The sequence below is a fragment of the Pseudomonas putida genome (assembly GCF_025905425.1).
GTDB classification, from domain to species: domain Bacteria; phylum Pseudomonadota; class Gammaproteobacteria; order Pseudomonadales; family Pseudomonadaceae; genus Aquipseudomonas; species Aquipseudomonas putida_AF.
The window spans coordinates 1,702,182-1,724,897 of the sequence record NZ_CP109603.1; the positions used below are offsets into that span (position 1 = coordinate 1,702,182).

The 22,716-nt window shown below is 63.4% G+C and carries 20 protein-coding genes and 1 riboswitch; of the genes, 9 read left to right on the forward strand and 11 right to left on the reverse strand.

The window, feature by feature from the left end:
- Positions 1-134 precede the first annotated feature (134 nt).
- Positions 135-1,484 carry a response regulator c-di-GMP phosphodiesterase, NosR family gene (locus OGV19_RS07655; RefSeq protein WP_264312826.1) on the forward strand — a complete coding sequence of 450 codons (1,350 nt, stop codon included), beginning with the start codon at positions 135-137 and terminating at the stop codon, positions 1,482-1,484.
- Between the two features lie 248 nt (positions 1,485-1,732).
- Here OGV19_RS07655 and OGV19_RS07660 read toward each other — a convergent pair whose 3' ends face one another.
- The 3 genes from OGV19_RS07660 to OGV19_RS07670 all read right to left on the reverse strand — a co-directional run bounded on the left by OGV19_RS07660 (position 1,733) and on the right by OGV19_RS07670 (position 5,722).
- Positions 1,733-4,069, reverse strand: a complete 2,337-nt coding sequence (locus OGV19_RS07660; protein WP_264313908.1) for a TonB-dependent siderophore receptor — start codon at positions 4,067-4,069, stop codon at positions 1,733-1,735.
- A 172-nt stretch (positions 4,070-4,241) separates the two neighbouring features.
- Positions 4,242-5,204 carry a FecR domain-containing protein gene (locus OGV19_RS07665; protein WP_264312827.1) on the reverse strand — a complete coding sequence of 321 codons (963 nt, stop codon included), beginning with the start codon at positions 5,202-5,204 and terminating at the stop codon, positions 4,242-4,244.
- Positions 5,201-5,722, reverse strand: coding sequence for a sigma-70 family RNA polymerase sigma factor (locus tag OGV19_RS07670; protein ID WP_264312828.1), 522 nt, complete (start codon positions 5,720-5,722; stop codon positions 5,201-5,203). The genes OGV19_RS07665 and OGV19_RS07670 overlap by 4 nt, the downstream gene beginning before the upstream one ends.
- A 187-nt stretch (positions 5,723-5,909) precedes the next feature.
- Between OGV19_RS07670 and OGV19_RS07675 the strand changes: the two genes are divergently transcribed.
- Positions 5,910-6,161: a hypothetical protein gene (locus OGV19_RS07675; RefSeq protein WP_264312829.1), complete on the forward strand. Its 252-nt coding sequence runs from the start codon at positions 5,910-5,912 to the stop codon at positions 6,159-6,161.
- 121 nt (positions 6,162-6,282) lie between these two features.
- Here the strand turns inward: OGV19_RS07675 and OGV19_RS07680 are convergent, their stop codons facing one another.
- The gene (locus OGV19_RS07680; RefSeq protein WP_264312830.1) at positions 6,283-7,530 is read right to left on the reverse strand and encodes an NAD(P)/FAD-dependent oxidoreductase; all 1,248 of its coding nucleotides are present in this window, start codon (positions 7,528-7,530) and stop codon (positions 6,283-6,285) included.
- A gap of 194 nt (positions 7,531-7,724) precedes the next feature.
- Positions 7,725-9,437, reverse strand: a complete 1,713-nt coding sequence (locus tag OGV19_RS07685) for an FAD-dependent oxidoreductase (RefSeq protein WP_264312831.1) — start codon at positions 9,435-9,437, stop codon at positions 7,725-7,727.
- A 185-nt stretch (positions 9,438-9,622) separates the two neighbouring features.
- Between OGV19_RS07685 and OGV19_RS07690 the strand changes: the two genes are divergently transcribed.
- The 3 genes from OGV19_RS07690 (at position 9,623) to OGV19_RS07700 (ending at position 12,477) form a co-directional block, all read left to right on the forward strand.
- On the forward strand, positions 9,623-10,399 hold the full coding sequence (locus tag OGV19_RS07690; protein WP_264312832.1) for an IclR family transcriptional regulator: 777 nt from the start codon (positions 9,623-9,625) through the stop codon (positions 10,397-10,399).
- 150 nt (positions 10,400-10,549) lie between these two features.
- Positions 10,550-11,602, forward strand: coding sequence for a Gfo/Idh/MocA family protein (locus tag OGV19_RS07695; RefSeq protein WP_264312833.1), 1,053 nt, complete (start codon positions 10,550-10,552; stop codon positions 11,600-11,602).
- A gap of 59 nt (positions 11,603-11,661) precedes the next feature.
- Positions 11,662-12,477 (forward strand): sugar phosphate isomerase/epimerase family protein, encoded by an 816-nt coding sequence (locus OGV19_RS07700; protein WP_264312834.1) that lies wholly within the window; start codon positions 11,662-11,664, stop codon positions 12,475-12,477.
- 720 nt (positions 12,478-13,197) lie between these two features.
- Here the strand turns inward: OGV19_RS07700 and OGV19_RS07705 are convergent.
- From OGV19_RS07705 to OGV19_RS07725, 5 genes are all read right to left on the reverse strand, one after another.
- Complete coding sequence (locus OGV19_RS07705) at positions 13,198-14,523, reverse strand: MFS transporter (RefSeq protein ID WP_264312835.1); 1,326 nt, start codon at positions 14,521-14,523, stop codon at positions 13,198-13,200.
- Between the two features lie 114 nt (positions 14,524-14,637).
- Complete coding sequence (locus OGV19_RS07710; RefSeq protein WP_264312836.1) at positions 14,638-16,368, reverse strand: FAD-dependent oxidoreductase; 1,731 nt, start codon at positions 16,366-16,368, stop codon at positions 14,638-14,640.
- A 34-nt stretch (positions 16,369-16,402) separates the two neighbouring features.
- Entirely contained in the window at positions 16,403-16,723 is a 321-nt protein-coding gene (locus OGV19_RS07715) for an NIPSNAP family protein (protein ID WP_264312837.1), read from the reverse strand.
- On the reverse strand, positions 16,708-16,848 hold the full coding sequence (locus OGV19_RS07720) for a hypothetical protein (RefSeq protein ID WP_264312838.1): 141 nt from the start codon (positions 16,846-16,848) through the stop codon (positions 16,708-16,710). The genes OGV19_RS07715 and OGV19_RS07720 overlap by 16 nt, the downstream gene beginning before the upstream one ends.
- 4 nt (positions 16,849-16,852) lie before the next feature.
- Positions 16,853-17,662, reverse strand: a complete 810-nt coding sequence (locus tag OGV19_RS07725; protein ID WP_264312839.1) for a shikimate dehydrogenase family protein — start codon at positions 17,660-17,662, stop codon at positions 16,853-16,855.
- A gap of 164 nt (positions 17,663-17,826) precedes the next feature.
- Between OGV19_RS07725 and OGV19_RS07730 the strand changes: the two genes are divergently transcribed.
- Both OGV19_RS07730 and OGV19_RS07735 read left to right on the forward strand, forming a co-directional pair.
- Positions 17,827-18,597: an IclR family transcriptional regulator domain-containing protein gene (locus tag OGV19_RS07730; protein WP_264312840.1), complete on the forward strand. Its 771-nt coding sequence runs from the start codon at positions 17,827-17,829 to the stop codon at positions 18,595-18,597.
- A gap of 130 nt (positions 18,598-18,727) precedes the next feature.
- On the forward strand, positions 18,728-19,084 hold the full coding sequence (locus OGV19_RS07735) for a RidA family protein (protein ID WP_264312841.1): 357 nt from the start codon (positions 18,728-18,730) through the stop codon (positions 19,082-19,084).
- 27 nt (positions 19,085-19,111) lie between these two features.
- Here the strand turns inward: OGV19_RS07735 and OGV19_RS07740 are convergent, their stop codons facing one another.
- Positions 19,112-19,726, reverse strand: a complete 615-nt coding sequence (locus OGV19_RS07740; protein WP_264312842.1) for a helix-turn-helix transcriptional regulator — start codon at positions 19,724-19,726, stop codon at positions 19,112-19,114.
- Between the two features lie 117 nt (positions 19,727-19,843).
- Between OGV19_RS07740 and OGV19_RS27745 the strand changes: the two genes are divergently transcribed.
- Together OGV19_RS27745 and OGV19_RS07750 are read left to right on the forward strand one after the other, a co-directional pair.
- Positions 19,844-20,215 carry a hypothetical protein gene (locus OGV19_RS27745; RefSeq protein WP_413470115.1) on the forward strand — a complete coding sequence of 124 codons (372 nt, stop codon included), beginning with the start codon at positions 19,844-19,846 and terminating at the stop codon, positions 20,213-20,215.
- Positions 20,216-20,236: 21 nt separating this feature from the next.
- A riboswitch (cobalamin riboswitch) is annotated at positions 20,237-20,444 on the forward strand.
- A gap of 107 nt (positions 20,445-20,551) precedes the next feature.
- On the forward strand, positions 20,552-22,690 hold the full coding sequence (locus tag OGV19_RS07750; protein WP_264312843.1) for a TonB-dependent receptor: 2,139 nt from the start codon (positions 20,552-20,554) through the stop codon (positions 22,688-22,690).
- Positions 22,691-22,716 lie beyond the last annotated feature (26 nt).

The window sequence follows — 22,716 nt, forward strand, 5'->3', positions numbered from 1 at the left end:
GGCAACCCTCCTTGGTAACAATGCGCTATGCCGCTGAGAATAGTCAGTACCGTGCGCTATCGCTAACCACTGGGGCAAATGTCATCTAGCCTTTGATCAAGGATCAGCTGAGCATCAGGTGCACGGAGGGGGCCATGGAACAATCAGTGAAGGACGAGGTAGCCGATAGAGCGGTGGTGCTGCTGGTTGACGACGAGAGCTCGATTCTCAATAGCCTGCGCCGCCTGCTGCGCGGCCAGCCCTATGATGTGCTACTGGCTGAAAGTGGCGCGCAGGCCCTTGAACTGCTTGAACAGCGCCCAGTCAACCTGGTGATCAGCGATGCACGTATGCCGGGCATGGATGGCGCCACCTTGCTGGCGCAGGTCAATCAGCGCTTTCCCGGCACCTTGCGTATCCTGCTGACCGGTTATGCCGACATGAACACGATCGCCAAGGCGATCAACGACGGCCATATTCATCGCTACATCAGCAAGCCCTGGAATGATGAAGAGATGCTGGTGACCGTGCGCCAGGCCCTGGCTTTCCAGTATTCGGAAAGCGAGCGCCGGCGCCTGGAGGACCTGACCCAGGTACAGAACCAGCAGCTCAAGTTGCTCAACGCCAGCCTTGAGCAGCGTGTAGCGGCGCGCACCGCCGAGTTGCAGCAAACCGCCGACATGCTTGACCTTGCCTATGAAGAGCTCAAACGCAGTTACGTGACCGGCACGGAGGTGTTTTCGCTGCTGGCCAACCTGCGCCTGCCCAGGCCCAAACAGACCAACCGGCAAGTCATCGAACTGATTCGTGTGTACTGCACCCGCCATGGCCTGGACGAGGCCAGCAGCCGCGACTTGACCATGGCCGCCGCGCTGTACAACATCGGCAAGATGAGCTGGACCGACAGCATGCTGACCTGCCCGGTAGACCTGCTGCCGCTTAGCGAGCGCGACCTGTACCGGTCGTACCCGAAACAAAGCGAATCGCTGGTGATGACCCTGGAGCCGATGAAAGAAGCGGCGCAACTCATCCTGCACCATCAGGAGCGTTGGGATGGCAGCGGCTTTCCCGACCATCTCAAAGGCGAGGCTATCCCCCTTGGGGCGCGTTGGTTGAAGCTGGCAGTGGACTTCATCGAATTGCAACGCGGCCTGGTGCTGGAGCGGCAGATGAACAGCGATGAAGCATTGATGTACATCCGCAAATACGCAGGGAAGCTGTATGACCCAGGGCTTGTGGAGGATTTCGTCAAGGTCTGCGCTCAGTTCCTCAGCGATGTGACCCTGGCCGACCCGACGGTCCAGGCCCTGGGCACCCGGGAACTGGCCGGCGGCATGGTCCTGGTGCGCAACCTCAATGCTGATAACGGCATGCTGTTGCTCAATGCCGGCAAGGTGCTGAGTGCGGCGTTGGTGGAAAAGCTGATCGCCTTCGAGGAAATGGAAGGGGCCAAGTACAGTGTTTTCGTGAAAGTCCCTGAGGTGCTTGCCCTGAGCCAATCGTAGCCAGACAGCACATTGAGCGATGCCGTGGCTGAACGATTGGCCTCAGGTGCGGGCTCTGCTTAGCTTAGGTTTTGTACGAAAAGTATGGTCATCCATCGTTGTGGGAGCGGGCTTGCCCCGCGATCTGCCGCAACGCGGCAGCAAAGCCTGAATTCGCGGCGTCTTTGCACCATTTGATATCGGGTACAGGAGCGCTTCGCACTCCATCGCGGGGCAAGCCCGCTCCCACAAAACTTTTCGTACAGCGCCTAGAAGCTGTACTTGAAGCTCGTCATTACATTGCGCGGCGTGCCATAAACGCCGTACAGGCCGGGTTGGCTGTAGTACGCGCGATCAAACACGTTGTTCAGGTTCACCGATGCACTCAAGTGCTGGTTGATGTCGTAGCGCGCCATCAGGTTGGTGACTGCGTAGCTGCCTTGGCTGAAGGTGTGCAGGTCGGCGCCGACCTTGCTCTGCCAGTTCACCCCGCCGCCGAGGGTGACCTTGTCCAGCGGCCCGTGCAGCCGGTAGCTGGTGAAGGTTTTGAAGCTGTTGCGCGGCAAGTTGGTGTTGATGCGCTGGTCGTCGGCATCGGTGGTTACCGAATAGGCGTAACCGGCGGACGCTTGCCAGCCTTCGGCCAGCTCGCCGTTCAGCTCCAGCTCGATGCCCTTGGAGGTGGTGTCTTGTTCGGCGCTGTAGACGTTGTCGTGTTGCCAGATGGCCAGGTTGTCCTGCTCCAGCTTGAACACCGCGAGGCTGGAGTTGAGCTTGCCATCGAGGTGGGTGCCCTTGATGCCGATCTCGTAGCCCACGCCTTCCATGGGGTCGAGCGGTTTGTTGCTCTCGTCGGTAACCCACGACCCTTGCGGGTTGAAGATCTTGGTGTAGCTGGCGTACAGCGACCAGGTGTCGTCGAGGTCGTAGACCACGCCGGCGTAAGGGATGAATACGCCGTTTTCTTCGCGATTCACGTGGGTTTCTTCGCCGCCATAAGGCCTGTCCGAAGTGTCGCGTTTCCAATTGATCAGGCGGCTGCCGACAATCAGGCTGAGGTCGTCGGTTACGCTGAAGCGCGAGGTCAGGTAAGCCGCATACTGGTCTTCGTCGATCGACGACTTGCCGCTTTCGACAAAGGCCGGTTTGGCCGACTTGCCATCCCAGGTGAAGAGGTTGTCGATGGCACCTGCGGGTGAGCCCGCGTAGTCATAGCGCCAGCCGCCCCAGCTCGGGGTGTTTTCCCGGTACTGGGACAAGGTCATGCCGGTGATCAGCTCATGCTCGCGACCGAACAGGCCGAACGGCCCGGTCACGTACACGTCGAGGTTGTCCTGGCGGGGTGTGCCAGAGAAACGTACCGGCAATTGCGACAGGCCGCTGCCATCGGGTTTCAACTCACCCATGGCAAAGTTGAACAGCTCGTCGAACTGGTTCTCGGCATGGGTGAGTTCGATCTTGCCGCTCCAGCCGTTGCCCAGTTGCTGCTCGATGGAGGTAAAGAAGCTGGTTTGCTCGTGATCGTTGTATGACCAGTCTGGTGCGGCATTGAGTGAACGCTTGAGGTCGGTACGGCCACCGGTTGAGAAGCGCGTGGGCAGGCCGGAGCGCAGCGGCGAGTCGATGTCGCTGCGCAGGTAACTGAAGCCCATGGTCAGCAGCGTGTCTTCGCTGAGGTCGAACTCGGTAATGCCGTACATCAGCTGCGACTGCTGGTTGTAGCGGTCAATCCAGGCTTTCTCGGTTTTGTAATCGGCGACGAAGCGCCCGCGGATGTTGCCGGTTTCGGTCAACGGCCCGGACACATCGAAACCTGTGCCGTAACGGTCCCAGTTGCCGGCCTCGCCGGTGATGCTGGCCTGGGCTTCGGCGGTCGGGCGCTTGCGGATCAGGTTGATCGTCGCCGAGGGGTTGCCCATGCCGCTGATCAGGCCGGTGGCGCCGCGCACGATTTCGACACGGTCGTACATCGCCATGCTCTGCGAGTAGTTGTCCAGGCGGGTACTGGTAGGCACACCGTCGACCTCGTAGTTCTGGATGGCAAAGCCGCGCGACCAGTACGAGTCGCTTTCCGAACCCAGGCCATCGCGCACCACGGTGATGCCTGGGGCTGCCTCCAGTGCGTCGGTGAGGTTGGTCAGGCGCTGGTCATCCAGGCGCTGGCGGGTCATGACCGTCAGCGATTGGGGGGGCTCGCGTGGCGTGAGGTTAAGGCGCGTCGAGCTGCTCGACGAGTAGGTGGTGTAGAGCCCGGTACCTTCGGTGGTCGAGCCTGGCGCCTTACCCGAAATGGACACCGCACTCAGCTCCAGGGCACCTGTGGCACTGGCTTGCAGCGAATAGTTGCCGTTGGCGCCGCGGCTGGCCTCAAGCCCCGTGCCCGCGAGCAGTATCGCCAGGCCCTGATCGACATCGAAGTGGCCATGCAGCCCGGTCGTGCTGCGGCCCTCGGTCAATGAGGTGGGGTAGGACAGCAGAATGTGCGCGGTCTGGCCGAAGCGGGCCAATGCCGGTGCCAGGGGGCCTGCGGGGATGTCGAAGTCGGCCTGCGCCTGTTCGGCGGCCGTGACCCAGCCGGGCATCAGCAGCGGGGCGCTTGCGCTCATGCAGGCGATGCCCTGGACCACTGCGCCGGCGAGTTTTTGCGTGACGGATAATTGCCAGCCCTGGCGTTTGCGTGCGGTGCGATTCACGAGTGTTCCCCCATTGATTTGAAGATCTGAGGGTTAAGTCTCGTGAGACGCGAAATCGGACCACCCCGGCGCAACTTTTTTTGCGTCAGGCCATTCGCGGCTTCAAGGTGACCCAGTAGCGGGTGAAGTGCTGCACGTCGAGTTGCAAGGTTTCTGCCACGGCGGCAATGATCTTTTCGGTGTTATCCAGTGGGAACGTGCCAGATACCCGGAGGCTCGCCAAGGCAGGGTCGCAGGCCAGGTGCCCACGGCGATAGCGGCTCACGTCTTCAAGAAACGCCGCCAGGCGCTGGCCTTGGGCAACCAGCATGCCCTGGCTCCAGGCGGGGAGGGTGGGGGCCACGGCCTGCCGGGCCAGCAAACCCTGGCGGGTGAAGCTGGCCTGCTCCCCGGCCCCCAGCACGAGGGGCGAATCGGCTTGCAGGGCAGGCCGGACCGACACCGTGCCCTGATAAACGCTGACTTGGGTAAGCGGGCTGTGCAGCCGCACATTGAACTGCGCCAGCGTCGATTCGAGGCGGCCATGCACGGTGTCCACCCACAGCGGGCGGCTGTCGGCGAGGGCGGGGCGGGTGATCAGCATCTCGCCGCGCAGCAGCCTCAGGCGCCGCGCCTGGTGGTCGAATGCCACATCGAGGGCGCTGTCAGTGTTCAGTTGCAACTGGGTGCCATCGGCCAACGTCAGGCGCCGTTGTTCGCCGATGCGGCTGTGGTAGTCCGCGCGCCAGTCCTGTACCAACGCAGCGTCTTTCAGGTACCAGGCGCCCGAACCCGCAGCCAGTAGCAGCGACAGTTGCTTGAGCGCATTGCGCCGTGATTGCTGTGGCCTTAGTGCCGCGTGGGCCAAAGGGCGTTGGCCTGGGCTGCGCATATCGTGCATGCGCTGGGCGAACACCTGAGTCCGCTGCCAGGCGTGTTCATGCAGCGGGTGCGCCTGGCGCCAGCTCATGCAGGCGGCCAGGGTGGCAGCCGTGACGGCCGGTTCCTGCAGTTCGAGGTGCCAATGCATGGCCTGCTCGGCCACTTCGCCAGGGATTGACGCGTTCATGGCAGGTCCAGGCTGTCATCGAGCATGATGCACAGCGCACCTGCCTTGACGATGTAGCGCTTGACTGTGGTGATCGACACGGCCAGGCGCTCGGCGATCTCGGCGTGCCCCAGGCCATCTACCTGCGACAGCAAAAACGCCTCACGCACCGGACGCTCCAGGCCATCGAGGGCGGCATCGAGGGCTATCAGGGTTTCCAGCAGGATTGCCTGGGTTTCCAGGCTTGGCGCCACTTGCTCAGGCAGCGTCGCCAGCGCTTCAAGGTAGGCGCGCTCAAGCTTTTGCCGGCGGTAATGGTTGCACAACACGCTCTGCGCCACCTTGGCCAGAAAGGTGCGTGGCGCGTGCAACTGTGGCACCTGCTCTTTGTTCAACAGCCGGATGAAAGTGTCTTGCGCCAGGTCCGCTGCGTGTTGCGAGCAATTGAGACGCTGCCTGAGCCAACGCGTCAACCAACTGTGCTGTTGGCGGTAGAGCAGGGCGACATCGCACATCAGGGGTTCGGGGGATGGGAGCATGGAGTGCGGCCGCCGCAGGGGTTATTGTTGCAAACGATAATGCTTATCATATATACGTGCCGGGGAGCCCTACAACAGCAGCACGCACTCAACGCCCTGGCCGCATCTGGTCCGATATAAAACTGCTGAGAACCTTGAAGGCGCACACTCGAAGTAGCTCAGGACTTCTGAGCATTGAGAGGTGTGTATGACCACTGGCAAGCGCGTCACGGATATCGATGCCCCAGGTGTTGAACCTGGGCGAGACGAAGACTGGCCAACCGGGAAAGACGAAGACGATAGCGAGGATGAAAAACGTGCAAGGCCGGAAGATCGCGATGACTACCTCGACGATCAAGCGCCCAGGGAGAGCGAAAAAGGTTCAGGCCGTCCCGACCCCTCCAGAGCCTCTGCGGCCGAGCGTTACAGCTATCAGCCAAAGCAGAAGATCAGGCCTTAGGCCCGACGGGCCTGCGGCGCGGCCCTCAACAAATGCGCGACGCGCGACCGGCGCACTGTGATTGCTTATACAAGAGGGGTCAGGCGCCTATGGCTGACCCCGCCGTGGCACAGGCTGCTGTTCACAGGCGTTCTCCAAAATGCCCCGCCACGTTCAGCGCGCTGAGCACGCCGTCTTCGTGGAAGCCGTTGCCCCAATAGGCACCGCAGTAATAGCTGTGCTGGCGGCCCTGCAGCTCGTTATGGCGGGCCTGGGCGGCCAAGGCTGCCAGGCTGTACTGGGGCTGGGCATAACTGAAATGTGCAAGGACCTGTGCCGGGTCTACCTGCGCGGTCTGGTTGAGGCTCACGCAGAAGGTCACTGGCGCATCGATGCCCTGCAGGATGTTCATGTTGTAGGTGAGTGCGGCGGGCGCCTGCTCGACGCCCCCCAGGCGGTAGTTCCAGCTGGCCCAGGCTTTGCGCCGGCGCGGCAGCAGGCGGGTGTCGGTGTGCAGCACCACGTCGTTGCTGGCGTAGGTGAGGGTACCCAGCACCACGCGCTCGTCTGCACTGGGCGCCTCCAGCAGGGCCAAGGCCTGATCGCTGTGGCAGGCGAACACCACCTTGTCGAAGCGCTCGGTGCCGGCGGCGCTGCTCACGGCCACGCCAGCGTGATCACGGCTGACCCGTGCAACCGGGCAATTGCAGCGGATACGCTTGGCAAAGGGGCGGCACAACGGCGCCACGTAGCTGCGCGAGCCACCCTCGATTACCCGCCATTGCGGGCGCTGGTTGACCGACAACAGGCCGTGATTGCGGCAGAAACGCACGAAGAACTGCAGCGGAAAACCCAGCATGTCGGCGCGTGACATCGACCAGATCGCCGAACCCATGGGCACGATGTAGTGGTTGATGAAGCGCTGCCCATAACCCTGCGCCCGCACGTAACTGCCAAGGGTGGTGTCCTCATCGATGCGCTGGTTGTCGAGGTCGGCAAGGGCCTGGCGATTGAAGCGCAGAATGTCGCGCAACATGCCCCAGAAACCGGGCGAAAGCAGGTTGCGCCGCTGGGCGAACAGGGTGTCCAGGTCATGCCCGTTGTACTCCAGGCCACTGCGTGGGTCATGCACCGCAAAGCTCATCTGGGTCGGCTGCGACGTAACGCCCAGCTGATCGAGCAGGCGAATGAAATGCGGATAGGTCCAGTCATTGAAGACGATGAAGCCGGTGTCCAGCGCATAGTCCTGGCCGCCCCACCGCACATCCACGGTATGGGCGTGGCCACCGACCCAGTCGGCCGCTTCGAACACCGTGATCTCATGCCGGCGTGACAGCAGATGGGCACAGGTGAGGCCGGCGATACCGCTGCCGATGATTGCGATGCGCATGGCGGTCTATTCCCGTTCGTGACGCGCCAGGCGTTGGCCGAGCTTGAGGCGCCAGTGCATTCACTACTTGTACAAAAAAGTTTTCTTGTACAGGTATAGATGAGCTTTTGCCGCAAAGCTATACGGGTTGTTTTTTTACACAGGCTTGAGGTTGCGCTTAGGTCAGGATGGGCCTCTGCGCACAAGCGGTGGCCTCATTCCGCTTCCTGTGCCCCGGCAATATGCCGCCCGGCCACGTAGCCGAAAGTCAGCGCCGGGCCCAGATTGATGCCGCCTGACGGGTACCAACCGCCAAACACGCTGGCCATGTCGGTACCCGCCGCATAAAGCCCGCCGATTGGCTGGCCACGTTCGTCCAGAACACGTGCATGGCCGTCGGTGCGCAGGCCGGCGAAGGTGCCAAAGCACCCTGGCTGGACTTTTACCGCGTAGAACGGCCCCTGTTCGATTGGCGCGACGCAGGGGTTCGGCCCGCTGTATGCCGGGTCCCCCTGTTTACGGTTGAATGGCGTGGAGCCGCGGCCGAATGCCGGGTCCTCGCCCTGGCGCGCATGGCGGTTGTAGGCGGCGACGGTGGCGCTCAACCCGGCAGGGTCGATGCCGCAGGCCTGGGCCAGTTGTTCGAGGCTGGCGCCGCGCTTGAGGTAGCCGCTGCGCACATGTGGCCATACCGGCAGTGGCGCGGGGCGGGCGTGGCCGAGGCCGTAGCGGCGCAGGAAGCGGTGGTCGCAGACCAGCCACGAGCAGGCTTCCTCGCCCTGCGGGACCGCCTCGAGCATGGCCGACACGTAGTCGTAGTAACCGTGTGCCTCGTTGACGAAACGGTTGCCATTGGCCAGCACACCGATGACGCCGGGCTTGCCGCGCTCGATGATGTGCGGGAAGTGGCCGACACTGCCGTCGCGGTGCGGCACTTTGGAGACCGGTGCCCAGGCCACCGCTGATTTCAGATCGGTGGCCACTACGCCGCCCGCCGATTCGCCAAGGCGCAAGCCATCGCCCGAGCAGGACTGCGGGGGCAGGGCGAGGTTGTCATGGCCCGTGGCGTCACGGGCAAACAGCTGACGGCGCCGCGCACTGTCATTGGGGAAGCCGCCGGCTGCGAGTACAACAGCTTTCGCCCTCACCGTCAGGTCGCCCTGCGGGGTGCCTATCACGGCCCCGCGTACCTGCCCGTTTTCGAGCAGCAGGCGCTTGGCCGGGGCCGATTCCTGCAGGCGCACGCCAAGGTCTGCGGCCGACTTGGCCAGGCGTGCCACCAGGGCAACGCCATTGACCAGGTGCATGGCCCGGCCATGGCGGGCGAGGTGGTACAGGTGGCGGCCAAAGCGCTTGCACACATGCAGCAAGGCGCGTGGCGAGCGGGTCATGTTGAGAAAGGCCGCCAGGTCGGGGCCGGCCATGATCGGCATGCCCATGAACGAGGTCTCGCGCAGGGTTTTGCGCAGGCGCGGCAACAGCGCGCCGACCTCACGGGCATCGTAGGGGGCTGCGATGACCTGGTGGCCGCCGGTCGCGGCGCCGGGTGTGTCGCCATGCATGTCGGGGATGGCGTTGCCGTCGACGAACTGCAGTGCGGTGTGTTTCTCGAAAAAGGCGACCATGTGCGGGCAGGCCTGGAGGAAGGCATCCACCCGTTCCGCGTCGTACTGTGCGCCCAGTTCATTACGCAGGTAGGTGCGCGGCTGCTCGATGTCTTCTTCTATACCGGCGCGGCGCGCCAGCGGGTTGCGCGGCACCCAGGCCCAGCCGCCGGACCAGGCGGTGGCGCCGCCGAACACCGGCGCCTTCTCGACCAGCATCACGCGCTGCCCGTGCCAGGCAGCCGTTACCGCCGCAGCCAGGCCGGCTGCGCCTGAGCCAATGACCAGTACGTCGTATTCGGCTTGCAAGGTGTCGGTAGGCATCGCAGGGTCTCCAGTATTATTATTGGAACGTGGTTCCATATTCTTCATGGGTGACCGAGCAGGATGCAAGTGACGCAGCGCGGTACTGGTCGATAACCGGACACTTCAGCGCACAGACGCTGCGCGGGTTGCCTCAGCTGTGGAATCATCTTCCAAAATTTGCCACTTTTTCAGGGACCTTAGTCATGGCTGGTAGTCAGATCGAACGCGCCTTCAGTCTTGTAGAAAGCCTGACCGGCGAGCCTGAGGGCCTTGCCCTGCAGACCCTGGCCGAGCGTCTGGAGATCCCCAAGAGCGCCACCCACCGCATGCTGGCCGAGCTGGTCCGCCTGGGCTATGTGCGGCAGAACCGCGACAACAGCCGCTATCAGTTGTCTGCCAAGCTGGTGGCGCTGGGCTTTCGTTACCTGTCCAGCAGTGGCGCCGACATCATTCAGCCGATGCTCGACCGCCTGGCCCAGGACAGCGGCGAACTGGTGCGCCTGGGCGTGATCGAAGGCAGTCGCCAGACCTGGATCGCCAAGTCCCAGGGCGCGCGCTCCGGTCTGCGCTACGACCCCGACATGGGCCGCGATGCCCCGTTGTTCTACACCGCCTCCGGCCATGCCTGGCTGGCCAGCCTGAGCGATGAGGAGGCGCTGCAGATGGTGCTGCGCCAGGGCATCGCCGACCCTGCACAGTTCGGCCCGAACGCGCCGCGCTCCACCGACGAGCTGCTGGGCTACCTGCAGCGCGCACGCGAGCGCGGCTATGCCTGGGTCGAGCAAACCTCGGCGGTGGGTACATCGGCGTTGGCCGCCGTGGTGCGGCGGCCACGCACTGACGAGGTGATCGGCGTGCTGAGCATTGCAGGCCCCAGTGCCCGGCTGGCGCAATCGCGCCTGCCGGAACTGGCGACGCTGCTGCTGGCGGCGGTGGACGAGCTGTCGGCGGCCAGCCAGGCCAGCGAGCTGTTCGCCTGAAGCGGTGCCCGTGCTTTTGTGGTCGATAACCGCACAGTCTGTGCAGGTGGCGCTTCTGTAAAGCTGACCCGCGTTCTAAATTGTTGAATATGGATTCTGGAACCGTGTTCCGAAATCCATACACGACAATAACGACAAGAGGACAGTCCGTTGAACTCACCGCTTCGTATCGCCCTGATTGGCGCCGGTATCATGGGCCGCCAGCATTACCAGCACCTGCGCCAGGTACCGCAAGCCCAACTGTGCGCAGTGGCCGACCCTGGCCCGCAGGCTGAGGCCTTCGCCGCCGAATGCGGGGTGGCTTATTACGCTGATCATCGCCAGATGCTGACCCACGTCAAACCCGAGGCGGTGATTGTCGCCAACCCCAACAACCTGCATGTGGCCACTGCACTGGATTGCATCGAGGCCGGTGTGCCGGTGTTGCTGGAAAAGCCGGTAGGCGTGCACCTGGATGAAGTCCGTGCGCTGGTGCAAGCCTCACGGCGCCATGGCGTGCCCGTACTGGTCGGCCACCATCGGCGGCACAACCCGCTGATCGCCCGGGCGCGTGGTTTGATCGCGCAGGGCGCCCTGGGCAGGCTGATTAATGTCACCGCGCTGTGGCAGCTGCAAAAGCCCGACAGCTACTTCGATACCCCTTGGCGTCGCGAACCGGGCGCCGGTTTTCTCCTCACCAACCTGATCCACGACCTGGACTTGCTGCGTTACCTGTGCGGCGAGGTCGTGCAGGTGCAGGCGTTCACCCGTAACGATGTGCGTGGGTTTGCCAATGAAGACAGCGCCGCGGTGCTGTTGCAATTCGCCAACGGGGCACTGGGCAGCCTGACAGGTTCTGACGCGGTGGCTGCGCCCTGGAGCTGGGAGCTGACCTCCGGCGAAAGCCCGATGTATCCGCGTCAGGATGGCCAGCCTTGCTATCTGCTGGCCGGCAGCCAGGGCGCATTGAGCATTCCGCAGCTCAAGCACTGGCACTACGCCGAAGCGGGGACGGGTTGGCACACACCCTTGCTGCAGGGCGAAACCGACCCGCCTGCAGGCGAGGCGTTGACCTTGCAGTTGCAGCACTTCATTCGCGTTGCCCGCGGTGAAGAGGCCCCCTTGACCGACGCCGCAGACGGCGGCCGCACACTGGCCCTGGTCGAGGCGATCCGCCAGGCCGCCGAAAGCGGCCGAGCCTGTGCCCCGGCGCTTATGGACTGACGCGCCCGCTCAGCCGCTAGCCCTTCATTGACACCTTTAATTGCCTTCTGGTGACAGACATGACTGATCGTATCTTTTCCCTTGCCGCGCTGACGGTGCTGGAGCTTTCCCCGCCTGCCATGGTGGAAGCTGCCGCCCGCGCCGGCTACAGCCACGTGGGCCTGCGCCTGGTGGCGGCGACCCCAGAGGAACAGCACTTCCCGCTGGTGGCCGACGCCGACCTGCGCCGACAGACCCAGGCGCGCCTGCGCGATACCGGCATCCAGGTTCTCGACCTGGAAATCCTCCGGCTCAAGCCTGAAACCTGTGTTGCTGATTTCGAAGCCATCCTGGCGGTGGGTGCCGAGTTGGGCGGCAGCGAGTTGCTGGTGGCCGGCAATGATCCTGACGAGGCCCGCCTTACTGACCGCTTTGCCGAACTGTGCGACCTGGCGGCGGGTTACGGCATCCACCCGCATCTGGAATTCATGCCCTGGACTGACGTTCGCGATTTGCAGCAAGCCATGCGCATCGTTGCCAACGCGGACCGGGCAAACGGCTGCGTGCTGGTGGACGCGTTCCATTTCAACCGCTCCGCTTCCTCGCTCGACGACCTGGCGCGCCTGGCACCGCAACGCATGCGCTATGCCCAGCTGTGCGACGTGGCCGGCCCTGTGCCGGACGACATGGACGAAATCCTGCGTCAGGCGCGCAACGAGCGGCGCTTCCCGGGTGATGGCGATGCCGACCTGATCGGCCTGTTGCGTGGTTTGCCGGCTACAGTGCCGCTGAGCCTGGAGATTCCGACGCGGCAGTTGCTGGAGCAGGGGGTGAGTGGCGAGCAGCGTGCGCGAATGGCGCTGGAAAAGGCCAAGGCGGTATTGGCGCGGGTTTGAACTTCAGCAAGAACCGGGGCCGCTGAGCGGCCCATCGCCTGTAGAAAACTAATATTTCGTCGATTTATCAATAACCAGTGGGAGCGGGCTTGCCCCGCGAACACCGGCGAAGCCGGTGCCAGGCAACGCGTGGCCCCATTCGCGGGGCAAGCCCGCTCCCACAATTTGCCCCGTGTTCCGCACTACAGCGCAGCCCCAAAAAAAGATACTGGCGCGGGTTTGAACTTCAGCAAGAACTGGGACCGCTGAGCGGCCCATCGCCCGCAGGCCAGCGCCCGTAGAAAAAAACATTTCATCTATTTATCAATAACTTGTGGGAGCGGGCTTGCCCCGCGAACACCGGCGAAGCCGGTGCCAGGCAATGCGTGGCCCCATTCGCGGGGCAAGCCCGCTCCCACAAAATTTGCCCCGTGTTCCGCACTACAGGGCAGCCCCAAAAAAAGATACTGGCGCGGGTTTGAACTTCAGCAAGAACTGGGGCCGCTGAGCGGCCCATCGCCCGCAGGCCAGCGCCCGTAGAAAAAACATTTCATCTATTTATCAATAACCTGTGGGAGCGGGCTTGCCCCGCGAACACCGGCGAAGCCGGTGCCAGGCAACGCGTGGCCCCATTCGCGGGGCAAGCCCGTTCCCACAAAATTTGCCCCGTGTTCTGCACTACAGCGCAGCCGCAAAAAAAGAGGCTCCGAAGAGCCCAATAGAGGAAATCTGGGTTGGCCTTTAAGCGGCCTCGATCCCACGCGGCGCCATGAAGTACATCCACACCAGTGCAATGAAGTACATCACCGGGATCATGGTGAACAACACGGCGTAGTTGTTGTGGGTGACCGTCAGCACGCTGCCGACGATCTGCGTCATGAACATCCCGCCGATGGCTGCGCACATGCTGCCGAAGCCGAACACCGTGCTCACCAGATGCTTGGGCGTGTAGTCCATGACCAGGCTCCAGATATTCGCGGTCCAGGCCTGGTGCGCACCGACCGCTACGGCGATGGCGAGCACCGCGACCCACAGGCCACTGGCGTGAGCGGCGAAGACCACGCTGACGATGGTGCAGGCAAAGATCAGCATCGAGATCAGCCGGGCACGGGCGGCGCGCACGCCGCGGCCGATCAGCCAGGACGACAGAATGCCGCCGCCGATGCTGCCGAAGTCCGCGGTCAGCCAGATCAGGATCAGCGGAATGCCCATCTGGGTGACACTGATGCCCAGGTCGTACTGCTGGTTGAGAAACGGCGGCAGCCAGTAGAGATAGAACCAAAACACCGGCGCCGTGATCGAGTACGCCACGGCAAAGGCCCAGGTGCCGCGCTGACGCAGAATGCGGCTGAATGGCACCGGTTTGGCGTCCGGCTCGTCATCCTGTTGGATGTAGTCCAGCTCGCTCTGGCGAACGTGCGGGTGCGCCTCCGGGTTGAAGTACTTCAGGCCCCACAACACGACCCAGACCAGGCCGAGGCTGCCCATGGCGATGAACGCGGCCTGCCAGCCCCAAGCGGCCAGGATCAGCGGCAGCAGCGCCGGGGTGACCATGGCACCGACGTTGGTGCCGGCGTTGAACAGGCCGGTGGCGATGGCCCGTTCGCCGGCGGGGAACCACAGGCGCGTGGTCTTCACACAGGCCGGGTAGTTGGCCGCCTCGGTCAGGCCGAGAATGAAGCGGCAAACCATGAAACCGGCCGCCGAGGTAGCCAGGCCATGAGCGCCGGTAGCCAGGCTCCAGAGCAGCACCGCGACGAAGAAGGCATGCTTTACCCCGACCTTGTCGATCAGCCGACCCTGCAGCACAAAGCCGATTGCGTAGCCGACCTGGAACCAGAAATTGATGTTGGCGTAGTCCATCGCCGTCCAGCCCATGTCCTTGGCGAGGACGGGTTGCATGATGCCGAGGGCGGCACGGTCGATGTAGTTGAGGGTGGTGGCGAAGAACACCAGGGCAAGCATGCCCCAGCGGGTCTTGCCCACCGCGAAGGCGCCACGCACCTTGTCGCCGATGGACCCATGGGCGATGCGGGGGCTGGCAGTGTTGAACTTTGAAGGTGTCATGTGAGGTCGTTTCTTGAAATTGTTTTGAACGGCGGTGCGTCTGGAAAGCGGTTTTGCCCAGGGCAGGGCTGGGCGCGCAAGGTCATTTAATGGTGCGCAGTGAATGGTTGAGCGTCAATTCAAAGAGGGGGCTACTGTTCGCTGATCGAACAAAAGCGCTGCTGCGTCGTCTTGCAGGCCACACAGCGCCTTGCCAGCCAGATACCCGAAGGTCATCCCAGGGCCAAGGGTGATACCGCCGCTTGGGTAGTGCCCGCCCATGATGCTGTGCATATCGTTGCCGACGGCGAACAAGCCGGGGATCGGGCGTTGCTCGCTGTCCAGGACCTGTGCCGAAGCATCCGTGTGCAGGCCGGCGAACGTCCCCAGGCTGCCCGGCAGCAGCTTCACCGCATGAAAGGGGCCCTGCAGCAGCGGCCGCAGTGACGGGTTGGGCGCTTGCAGCGGGTCGCCCTGGGCGCGGTTGTAAAGCGAGGTGCCACGCTGGAAGTCCGGGTCTGCACCCTGCGCCGCGTGCTGATTGAAACGGGCCACGGTGCGCTGCAGTTGCTGTGCATCGATCCTGCAGCGTGCGGCCAACTGTGCCAGGGTAGGGCCGCTGTGCAGGTAACCGCGCCGCTCATAGACGCGGGTAGGGAACGGGAACGGCTTGGCCCAGCCGATGCCATAGCGCCGCTGCGCGGGGTGATCGCAGATCAACCAGGCCTCAGGTGGCTCGCCGGGTGGCGTGGCTGCGAACAGCGCATTCATGAAGTCATGGTAGCTGTCGGCCTCGTTGACGAATCGCCGGCCGTCGCGGCGCACGGCAATGAAGCCCGGCTTTGCGCGGTCGATCAGGTGCGGGAAATGGCCGAGGCTGCCGTCGCCTCGCGGTACCTGCGATACCGGCGCCCAGGCCCCGGCGTGGGCCGCCGAGGTGGCTACCTGTGCGCCGACCTGCTCGCCCAAGCGCAGGCCATCGCCACTGTTTTGTGCCGGTGCGGCGGAGTAGTGGCAGTCGCCCTCGGGCGCGTGGGGGATCAGTTGGGCGATGCGCTGGCGGTCATGGGGGAAGCCGCCACAGGCCAGCACCACACCGCGTCGGGCGTGGATCACCTGGCCATCGCTGAACGCTACACCGGTGATGCGCCCATCCCTCAGCAGGCGGACGCCTTGCCTGTCGTTCAGCAGCGTCACGCCCAGGTCGAGGGCACTGCGCAGCAGGCGTGCCACCAGTGCATTGCCGTTGACCAACTGCAGCCCGCGACGATGCAGCAACAGGTCGCGACCGTGGCGCAGCAGGCGTTTGCCGACGTGCCAGGCCGCCTTGGGCGAACGGCTGGCGTTGAAGAAAGCGGCCATGTCCGCGCCACCGGCGATGCCCATGCCGGCCAGGCTGACGATGTCCAGAGGTGGCCGCAGCTTGTGGACCCAGTGCCCGAGCAGGCGCCCGTCAAACGGTTGCGCGCACAGGGAACGCCCGCCGCGCGCACTGCCGTCCCCCTCGTGCATGTCGGGCATCTTAGTGCCGGACTGGAACTGCACCGCAGTATGTTGCTGGAAAAACGCCACCATCTCCGGCCCATGGCGCAAAAACGCCTGTTGGCGTGGGTCCAGTTCGCTGACATGGGTCTGCGCGCGCAGGTAGCGCTCTGGCGCGCCATCGGCTTCGACGATGCCTTCGGCGATCGCCAGCGGGTTGCGGGGTATCCATAACCACCCCCCCGACCAGGCGCTGGTGCCGCCGAAGTGGCTGGCCTTTTCCGCGACGATCACCTTCAGGCCGTGATGGGCGGCGGTTACCGCGGCAGCCAGGCCAGAGGCGCCGGAGCCGAGGACAAGTACGTCACATTCCAGGGATTGCATGGCGGCGCTCCGGTCCGGTTCGAGGGGCAGTTACTTACTGCAGCGGCGAAAAGCCGGTCGGGCGCATCAACCGCGATTGCAGCCGCAGTACGGCGCCCAGCTCGCGGTTGCGTTGCGAGAATTCCGCCCAGCGCGGGTCCGCCGCCATCGCCGCGCGGCGCTGCATGCGGTCGTCGAGGCTGGTATAGCCCCACAGGTGCACCACTTGGTTGACCTCGCCGAATTCGCTGGTGAAGAAACCGACCAGCTTGCCCAGGTGTTCGCTTTGCACCGCCAGCGCGTGGCTCTGGTACAGGGCCAGCCAGTCGGCCATTTTCAGCGGGTCGAGGGTGTAGGTTCTCAGTTCGTAGTACATGCAACAGTCTCCTGGTAAGGGGCCGGCGCCTTCAGGCGTTCGGCAATAGGGCTGGCGGCGAGCCAGCCGAAGGTGAGGGCAGGGCCGAGGACGACCAGGTCGTACACCTGTTCGATAGCGGCCATGGCCTCAAATCTCCAGCGGGGTGACGCCCATGAAGGCGCCTAGCTGGCCGAGTTGGGCGAAGGCCATCTGCGGCCCGGTCTGGATCGCACAACCGAGCTGGCGTGCCCTGTGCAACAAGGGGGTGATTTCCGGCGAGGTGACCACGTCGGCAACCAGGGTGGAGGGCTGCAGGGTGTCCAGCAGCGCGCTCGCCAGCGGCAGCTCATCGGCGCCGCCCATGCCGACCGGCGAAGCGTTGACCAGCAGGTCGAACGCTTCCAGCGAGTGGTATTGAGTGGTGATATCGAGGTTGGGGAAGGCTGTGCCGAGCACTTCGCCAAGCGCGCCAGCACGGGCAGCGCTGGGGTCGCTTAGGGTGACCTGAGACACGCCTGCTTCACCCAGCGCATAGGCGATTGCACTGCCCACCCCGCCACAGCCAATCACCAGCGCGCGTTTGCCCGCCGGCTCAAAGCCCTGCTTGCGTGCGGCGCCGAGAAAGCCTGCGCCGTCGACATTGTCGCCCAGCAGGCGACCGTCACTGTGGCGGCGCAGCACGTTGACCGACCCCAGTGCGGCAGCGCGCTCGCTGAGGCCGTCCAGGCGCGCGGCCAGTGCCTGCTTGTAGGGCACGGTGACCACGCAACCGCGCAGGTTGCGCCAGGCGCGCAGGCTGCCGACAAAGGCATCCAGCGCACCTTCTTGCAGGTCGATGGGGAGCATTGCCAGGTCGCAGCCGTTGCTGGCGAACCAGGTGTTGAAGTTTTCAGGCGATTTCACCTGGGCGATGGGTGAACCGACGATGGCGACCAGTTCTGTCGAACCCCGAATCATGCTGACCTCCGTGCTTGCTGTTGTTGTGCAGGCAAGGGTGACGGGGTGCAGGGGCCAGGGAAACGCGCTTGTCGGGCTTGCAGTGCGATAATCGCAGTCAGGTAGCGATTATTGGAGGAGAACGCCGTATTTTGACTGGGGAATCCCCGTCAGGACGTGAACACATGGACAAACCCGAGATTCACCCCCGCGACCTGATCGCGGGCCTGCAAAAAGGCCTGGCATTGATGCAGCTGTTCAGCGTCGATCAGCCGCGCCTGACGGTGCCGCAGGCGGCCAGGCAGTCTGGCCTTACCCCCAGCGCTGCCCGTCGCTTTCTGCTGACGTTGGTGCACGAAGGCTTTGCCGACACCGACAGCCGCCACTATTGGCTCACGCCCAAGGCGCTGCGCATCGGCCAGGCCTACGTGGACTCGGCGCAGCTGCCGCGCATGCTGCGGCCGATCGTCGAGCAGGTGGCGCGCCAGACCCAGGAGCATGTCTCGGTCGGCACGCGCGACGGCGATGAAATCATCCACCTGGTGCGTAGCCGCTACAGCCACATCGCCTCGCTGTCGATCAGGCCCGGCTCGCGGGTGCCGATGTATTGCACCGCCGGCGGGCGAATCTGGCTGGCGGCGCTGGATGAAGCCGCGCGCGATGGCTACTTCTCACGCAACCCCTTACGCCCGCTCACGCCCTATACGCAGACAGACAGGGCGCGGCTGGAAGAAGAACTGCAGCGCGTGCGCCAGCAGGGCTACAGCATCGTCGACCAGGAGTACGAAATTGGCATGCGTGTGCTGGGTGTGCCGCTGCTGGACCGTGGCGGTCAACTCAAGGCAACCCTGACGATCACTACCCACGCCTCGCGGTTAAGCGTCGACGAGATTCGGCTGCGCTACCTGCCGCCGCTCTACGAGGCGCAGGCGTTGTTGAAGCCGGTGGTGGGCTGACGGTTGCTCACGCAGGAACTCCGACACCTGCTTCAGGCCTTACTACTTACAGCCAAAAAGTCTCGCGTGGACAGAATATCTATTAAGGGGTGCAACGATCACTCTTAACAACAAGACAAGGAACTTCAGAATGACGATCGAACGCCTGCACACGGATGCCCGCATGAGCTTGGTGGTCAAGCACCAAGGCACCGTTTATCTGTCAGGTGAGGTAGCCGACGATTTCAAGGCGGATGTGGAACAGCAAACCCGCGAAACCTTGCACAATATCGAACGACTGCTCGACCAGGCAGGCACAGACAAGACCCGGATTCTGTCCGCAACCATTTACCTCAAAGACATCGAAGCGGACTTCGCGGGCATGAATCGCGTGTGGGATGCGTGGCTGCCGTTGGGGTGTGCGCCGGCCCGTGCAACGGTGCAAGCCAAGTTGTATGAGCCTGCTGTGCTGGTCGAAATGTCGATTGTCGCAGCGCTGCCAGACTGACAACGTTTCGGCTTTGCAGCAGGGGGATCACGTGTTTTCGCGAAGGGCTTTCAGGTATTTGTAAACAGTGGCGCGCCCCATGCTCAGCACGTTGGCGACATAGTCCGCGCCACTGCGGCCGTCAAAAGCACCTTCATGGAAGAGCGCATCAATGAGTTCACGTTTGCTTTTCATGTTGAGTGTATTGAGCGAAAGCTGACGTTCTGCCAACCACGCGTGCAGGAACGTATTGATCCGCTCCTGCCAGTCATCCTTGAACAGCACGTCGGGTTGAGGGATGAGCCGGCTCACCTGGAAAAAGGCATCCAATGCTGCCCGTGCCTGCTCCAGCACGGACAAATTCAGGTTGATGCACAACAGGAAGTCGGTTTGGCCCTCGGGGCCTTTCAACACGCTGGTGATCGAACGAATGTTCTGACCATTCCAGTTCAGTTTCTCGTAAGGGCCCAGGCTGGAAAGGCTGGAGGTATCGCCGGGAAATTCGTCAAGCGCGGAGTCGTCACCGAGTTGACGCTTGGAGAAGTTGTTTGCGATATGAACGACAGTGCGGCTACTCACCTCGTGGATGATCACCTCGGCATGCGGGAAGAGCAGGGTAGCGATGCTGTCTGCGATGATCTTGTAGTTGTCGAGGTTGTGCATGGTCGAGCTGGCTTCCTAGGTTACACGTGTTGGGCTCTTGGCCGTGTGCCGCGCGAAGGGTTCACAGCTTATCAGCTATCACGCACTGACCCTGGCCATTCTCTCGTCGGTTTTGCCTTGTCACGCTTTCTGCGTGCCAGCGCCAGCCACGTCACAACGCCTTCTTCGCCGCCGTCAGCGTATGGCAGCAGTGAGCCCTACCACAGCACCGCGCCGACGCCTGACCGCGCCAGCGATGTTTCCCAGCGCGGGGAGTTCTTGCATAACCTTGGCACGACCTTGAAAAACAATCCCGTGCCGACCACCTTCACGGTCCTTGGCCTGGCCTGGCTGGGCTTCAATCAAAATCGCCCGTTCAACCCCGGCCCTGCGCACACCGGTGCCGGGCTGGGCGAAAAGCTTGGCGATGCGGTGGACACGTTGAAGGCCAAGGGCGAGCAAGCCAAGGAAGCGGTAAAAGAATCGGTGAAGAATCCACCGGCCAGTTGACGTAGCGGCATTTTGATGGTCATCTGCGCGCCTGTTTCAGGTGCCCCCTGCCGCCGTGCATGGGGTGAAACGGGAAGCCGGTTCGTCATCGCGCGATGATCAGTCCGGCGCTGCCCCCGCAACGGTATGCGAGCGAAGCATTCGAGACACCACTGTGCCCTGGCATGGGAAGGTGAATGCTTCATGACCCTCGCGAGCCCGGAGACCGGCCTGAAGCATCGTTTGGCAAACCCGCGGTGGGCGGGCGCAGGCCGGTTTCCGTGGGCGTGCCTGCCCGCGATTCCTCTTTGCGTTGTTCCCCCGGGATTCTTTCATTCCTGCTTCAAGTGGAACGACATGTCCCGTTATTCGCTGTTCAGTTCTCTGCCAGGCACGCTGCTGCGTGCAAGCCTGGTGCCTTGTGCTTTTGTTTGCGTTGCAGCCCACGCCGCCGAGGCGGACAACGCCCTGGCGCTCCCGGCCACGGACATTACCGGCACGGCCGAGGGCAACCCTCAGCCCGACCTGCGCACCCCAAGCACCAGTGGCTCGCGGCTTGGCCTGACGCCGCTGGAAACCCCCGCCAGCGTGACCAGCATCAGTGCCGAGCAAATCCTCACGCGCAACAACGCAACCGTTCAGGACGCAGTCACCCGTTCGCCCGGCATCACCTTCATCGGCACCCCCGGCAACGGCGGCACGGCGCTGTCGGCCCGTGGTTTTACCGGGCACAGTTCGACCATGCAGCTCTACGACGGTACCCGCTTGTACGTGGGCGCCGGCACGGTGACCTTCCCGGTGGACACCTGGTCGGTCGAGCGCATCGATGTACTGCGCGGCCCGGCTTCGGTGCTGTACGGCGAGGGCGCCACGGGCGCGGTGATCAACGTGGTGCCGAAGAAGCCGTTCGACGGTGAGATCCGCAATCACCTGCGCCTGGGCTACGGCTCGGACGACCGTCGGCAGATGGCCCTGGACAGCGGCGGCTCGTTGACCGATACCTTGAGCTATCGCCTGAACCTCAACAAGCAGGCCAGCAACGGCTGGGTCGACCGGGGTGATTCGCAGAGCCTCGCCATCAGCGGCTCGCTGCGCTGGCAACCCAGCGATACGCTGAGCTTTACCCTCAGCCACGACAACGCTGACCAGGACCCGCAACAGTACATGGGTACGCCGTTGGTGGATGGGCATTACCGCGAGTCGCTGCGCGATCACAACTACAACGTCAACAATGCCGAGGTGCATTACAACGACCAGTCCACGCGGCTGGTGACCGACTGGGTGATCAACGACAACCTCACCGCCAGCAACCAGCTGTACTTCCTCAAGGCCCAGCGCCGCTGGCGCAACGCCGAGACCTACACCTGGTTGCCAGGTGACCAGGTTCAGCGCAGCAGCTTCATCAGCATCAAGCAGACCCAGGAACAGCTCGGTGATCGCCAGTCGTTCACCCTGCAACACCCGCTGTTCGGTCTGGACAGCCAGACCGTGGTCGGCGCCGACTACAACACGATCCGTTTTGTACGCAAGCACGACTTCGGCAACACCCTGACCGATACGGTGCCGCTGTCCGGTTCCGGTGGCGGCGAGTACATCAGCAACGACCCGTACCGCTCGCGCGAAGCCAACCAGGCCAAGCAGTTCTCGCTGTTCGCCGAAAACCGCACGCAACTGACCGAGCGCCTGTCGTTGATCACCGGTGTGCGCCGCGACCAGGTGCACCTGAACCGCGACGACCTGGATGCCGATACCCGCACCGATCGCAGCTTGTCCGGCGACAACTGGCGCGCCGGGTTGGTGTTTGCGCTGACCGAAGACCTGTCACTTTACACCCAGTACGCCACCAGCACCGAAGGCGTGAGCAACCTGCTGACCCTCAACGCCGCGCAGCAGCAATGGGACCTGAGCACTGCCAAGCAAACCGAGGCAGGCATCAAGCAGCTGCTGCCGGACGGGCGAGGGGAGTGGACCCTGGCGGCCTATCACATCGTCAAGAAGAAGCTGCTGAGCACCGACCCGCTCAACCCGACGCTGCAACAGCAGGTCGGCCAGCAGTCGTCGGATGGGATCGAAGCCAGCCTCGAACTGCGCCTGCCCTACGACGTACAGCTGTCCGCCAACGCCGCCTGGGTGCGCGCGGAGTACGACGAGTTTGCCAGTGGCGCCAATGATTATTCGGGCAATCAGCCGATCAACGTACCGCGACGCTCGGCCAACCTGTGGTTGAGCAAGGACTTTGGCAACCGCTTCAGCGCCGGTGCAGGGGCGCGCTATGTCGACAGCCGTTACGCCGACAATGCCAACACCGTCGAGGTGCCCAGCTACACCGTGGTCGATGCCAATGTGGACTGGCACGTGCAACCGGACCTTACCCTGGGCCTGCAGTTGAACAACTTGTTCGACCGCCAATACGCCACCACCACCGGCAACAACGGCCGACAGTGGTACTTGGGTGAACCGCGCTCGTTCTTCGTCACAGCTGACTACAGCTTCTAAGCCTGTCGCACCGGCCATTGGCCGGT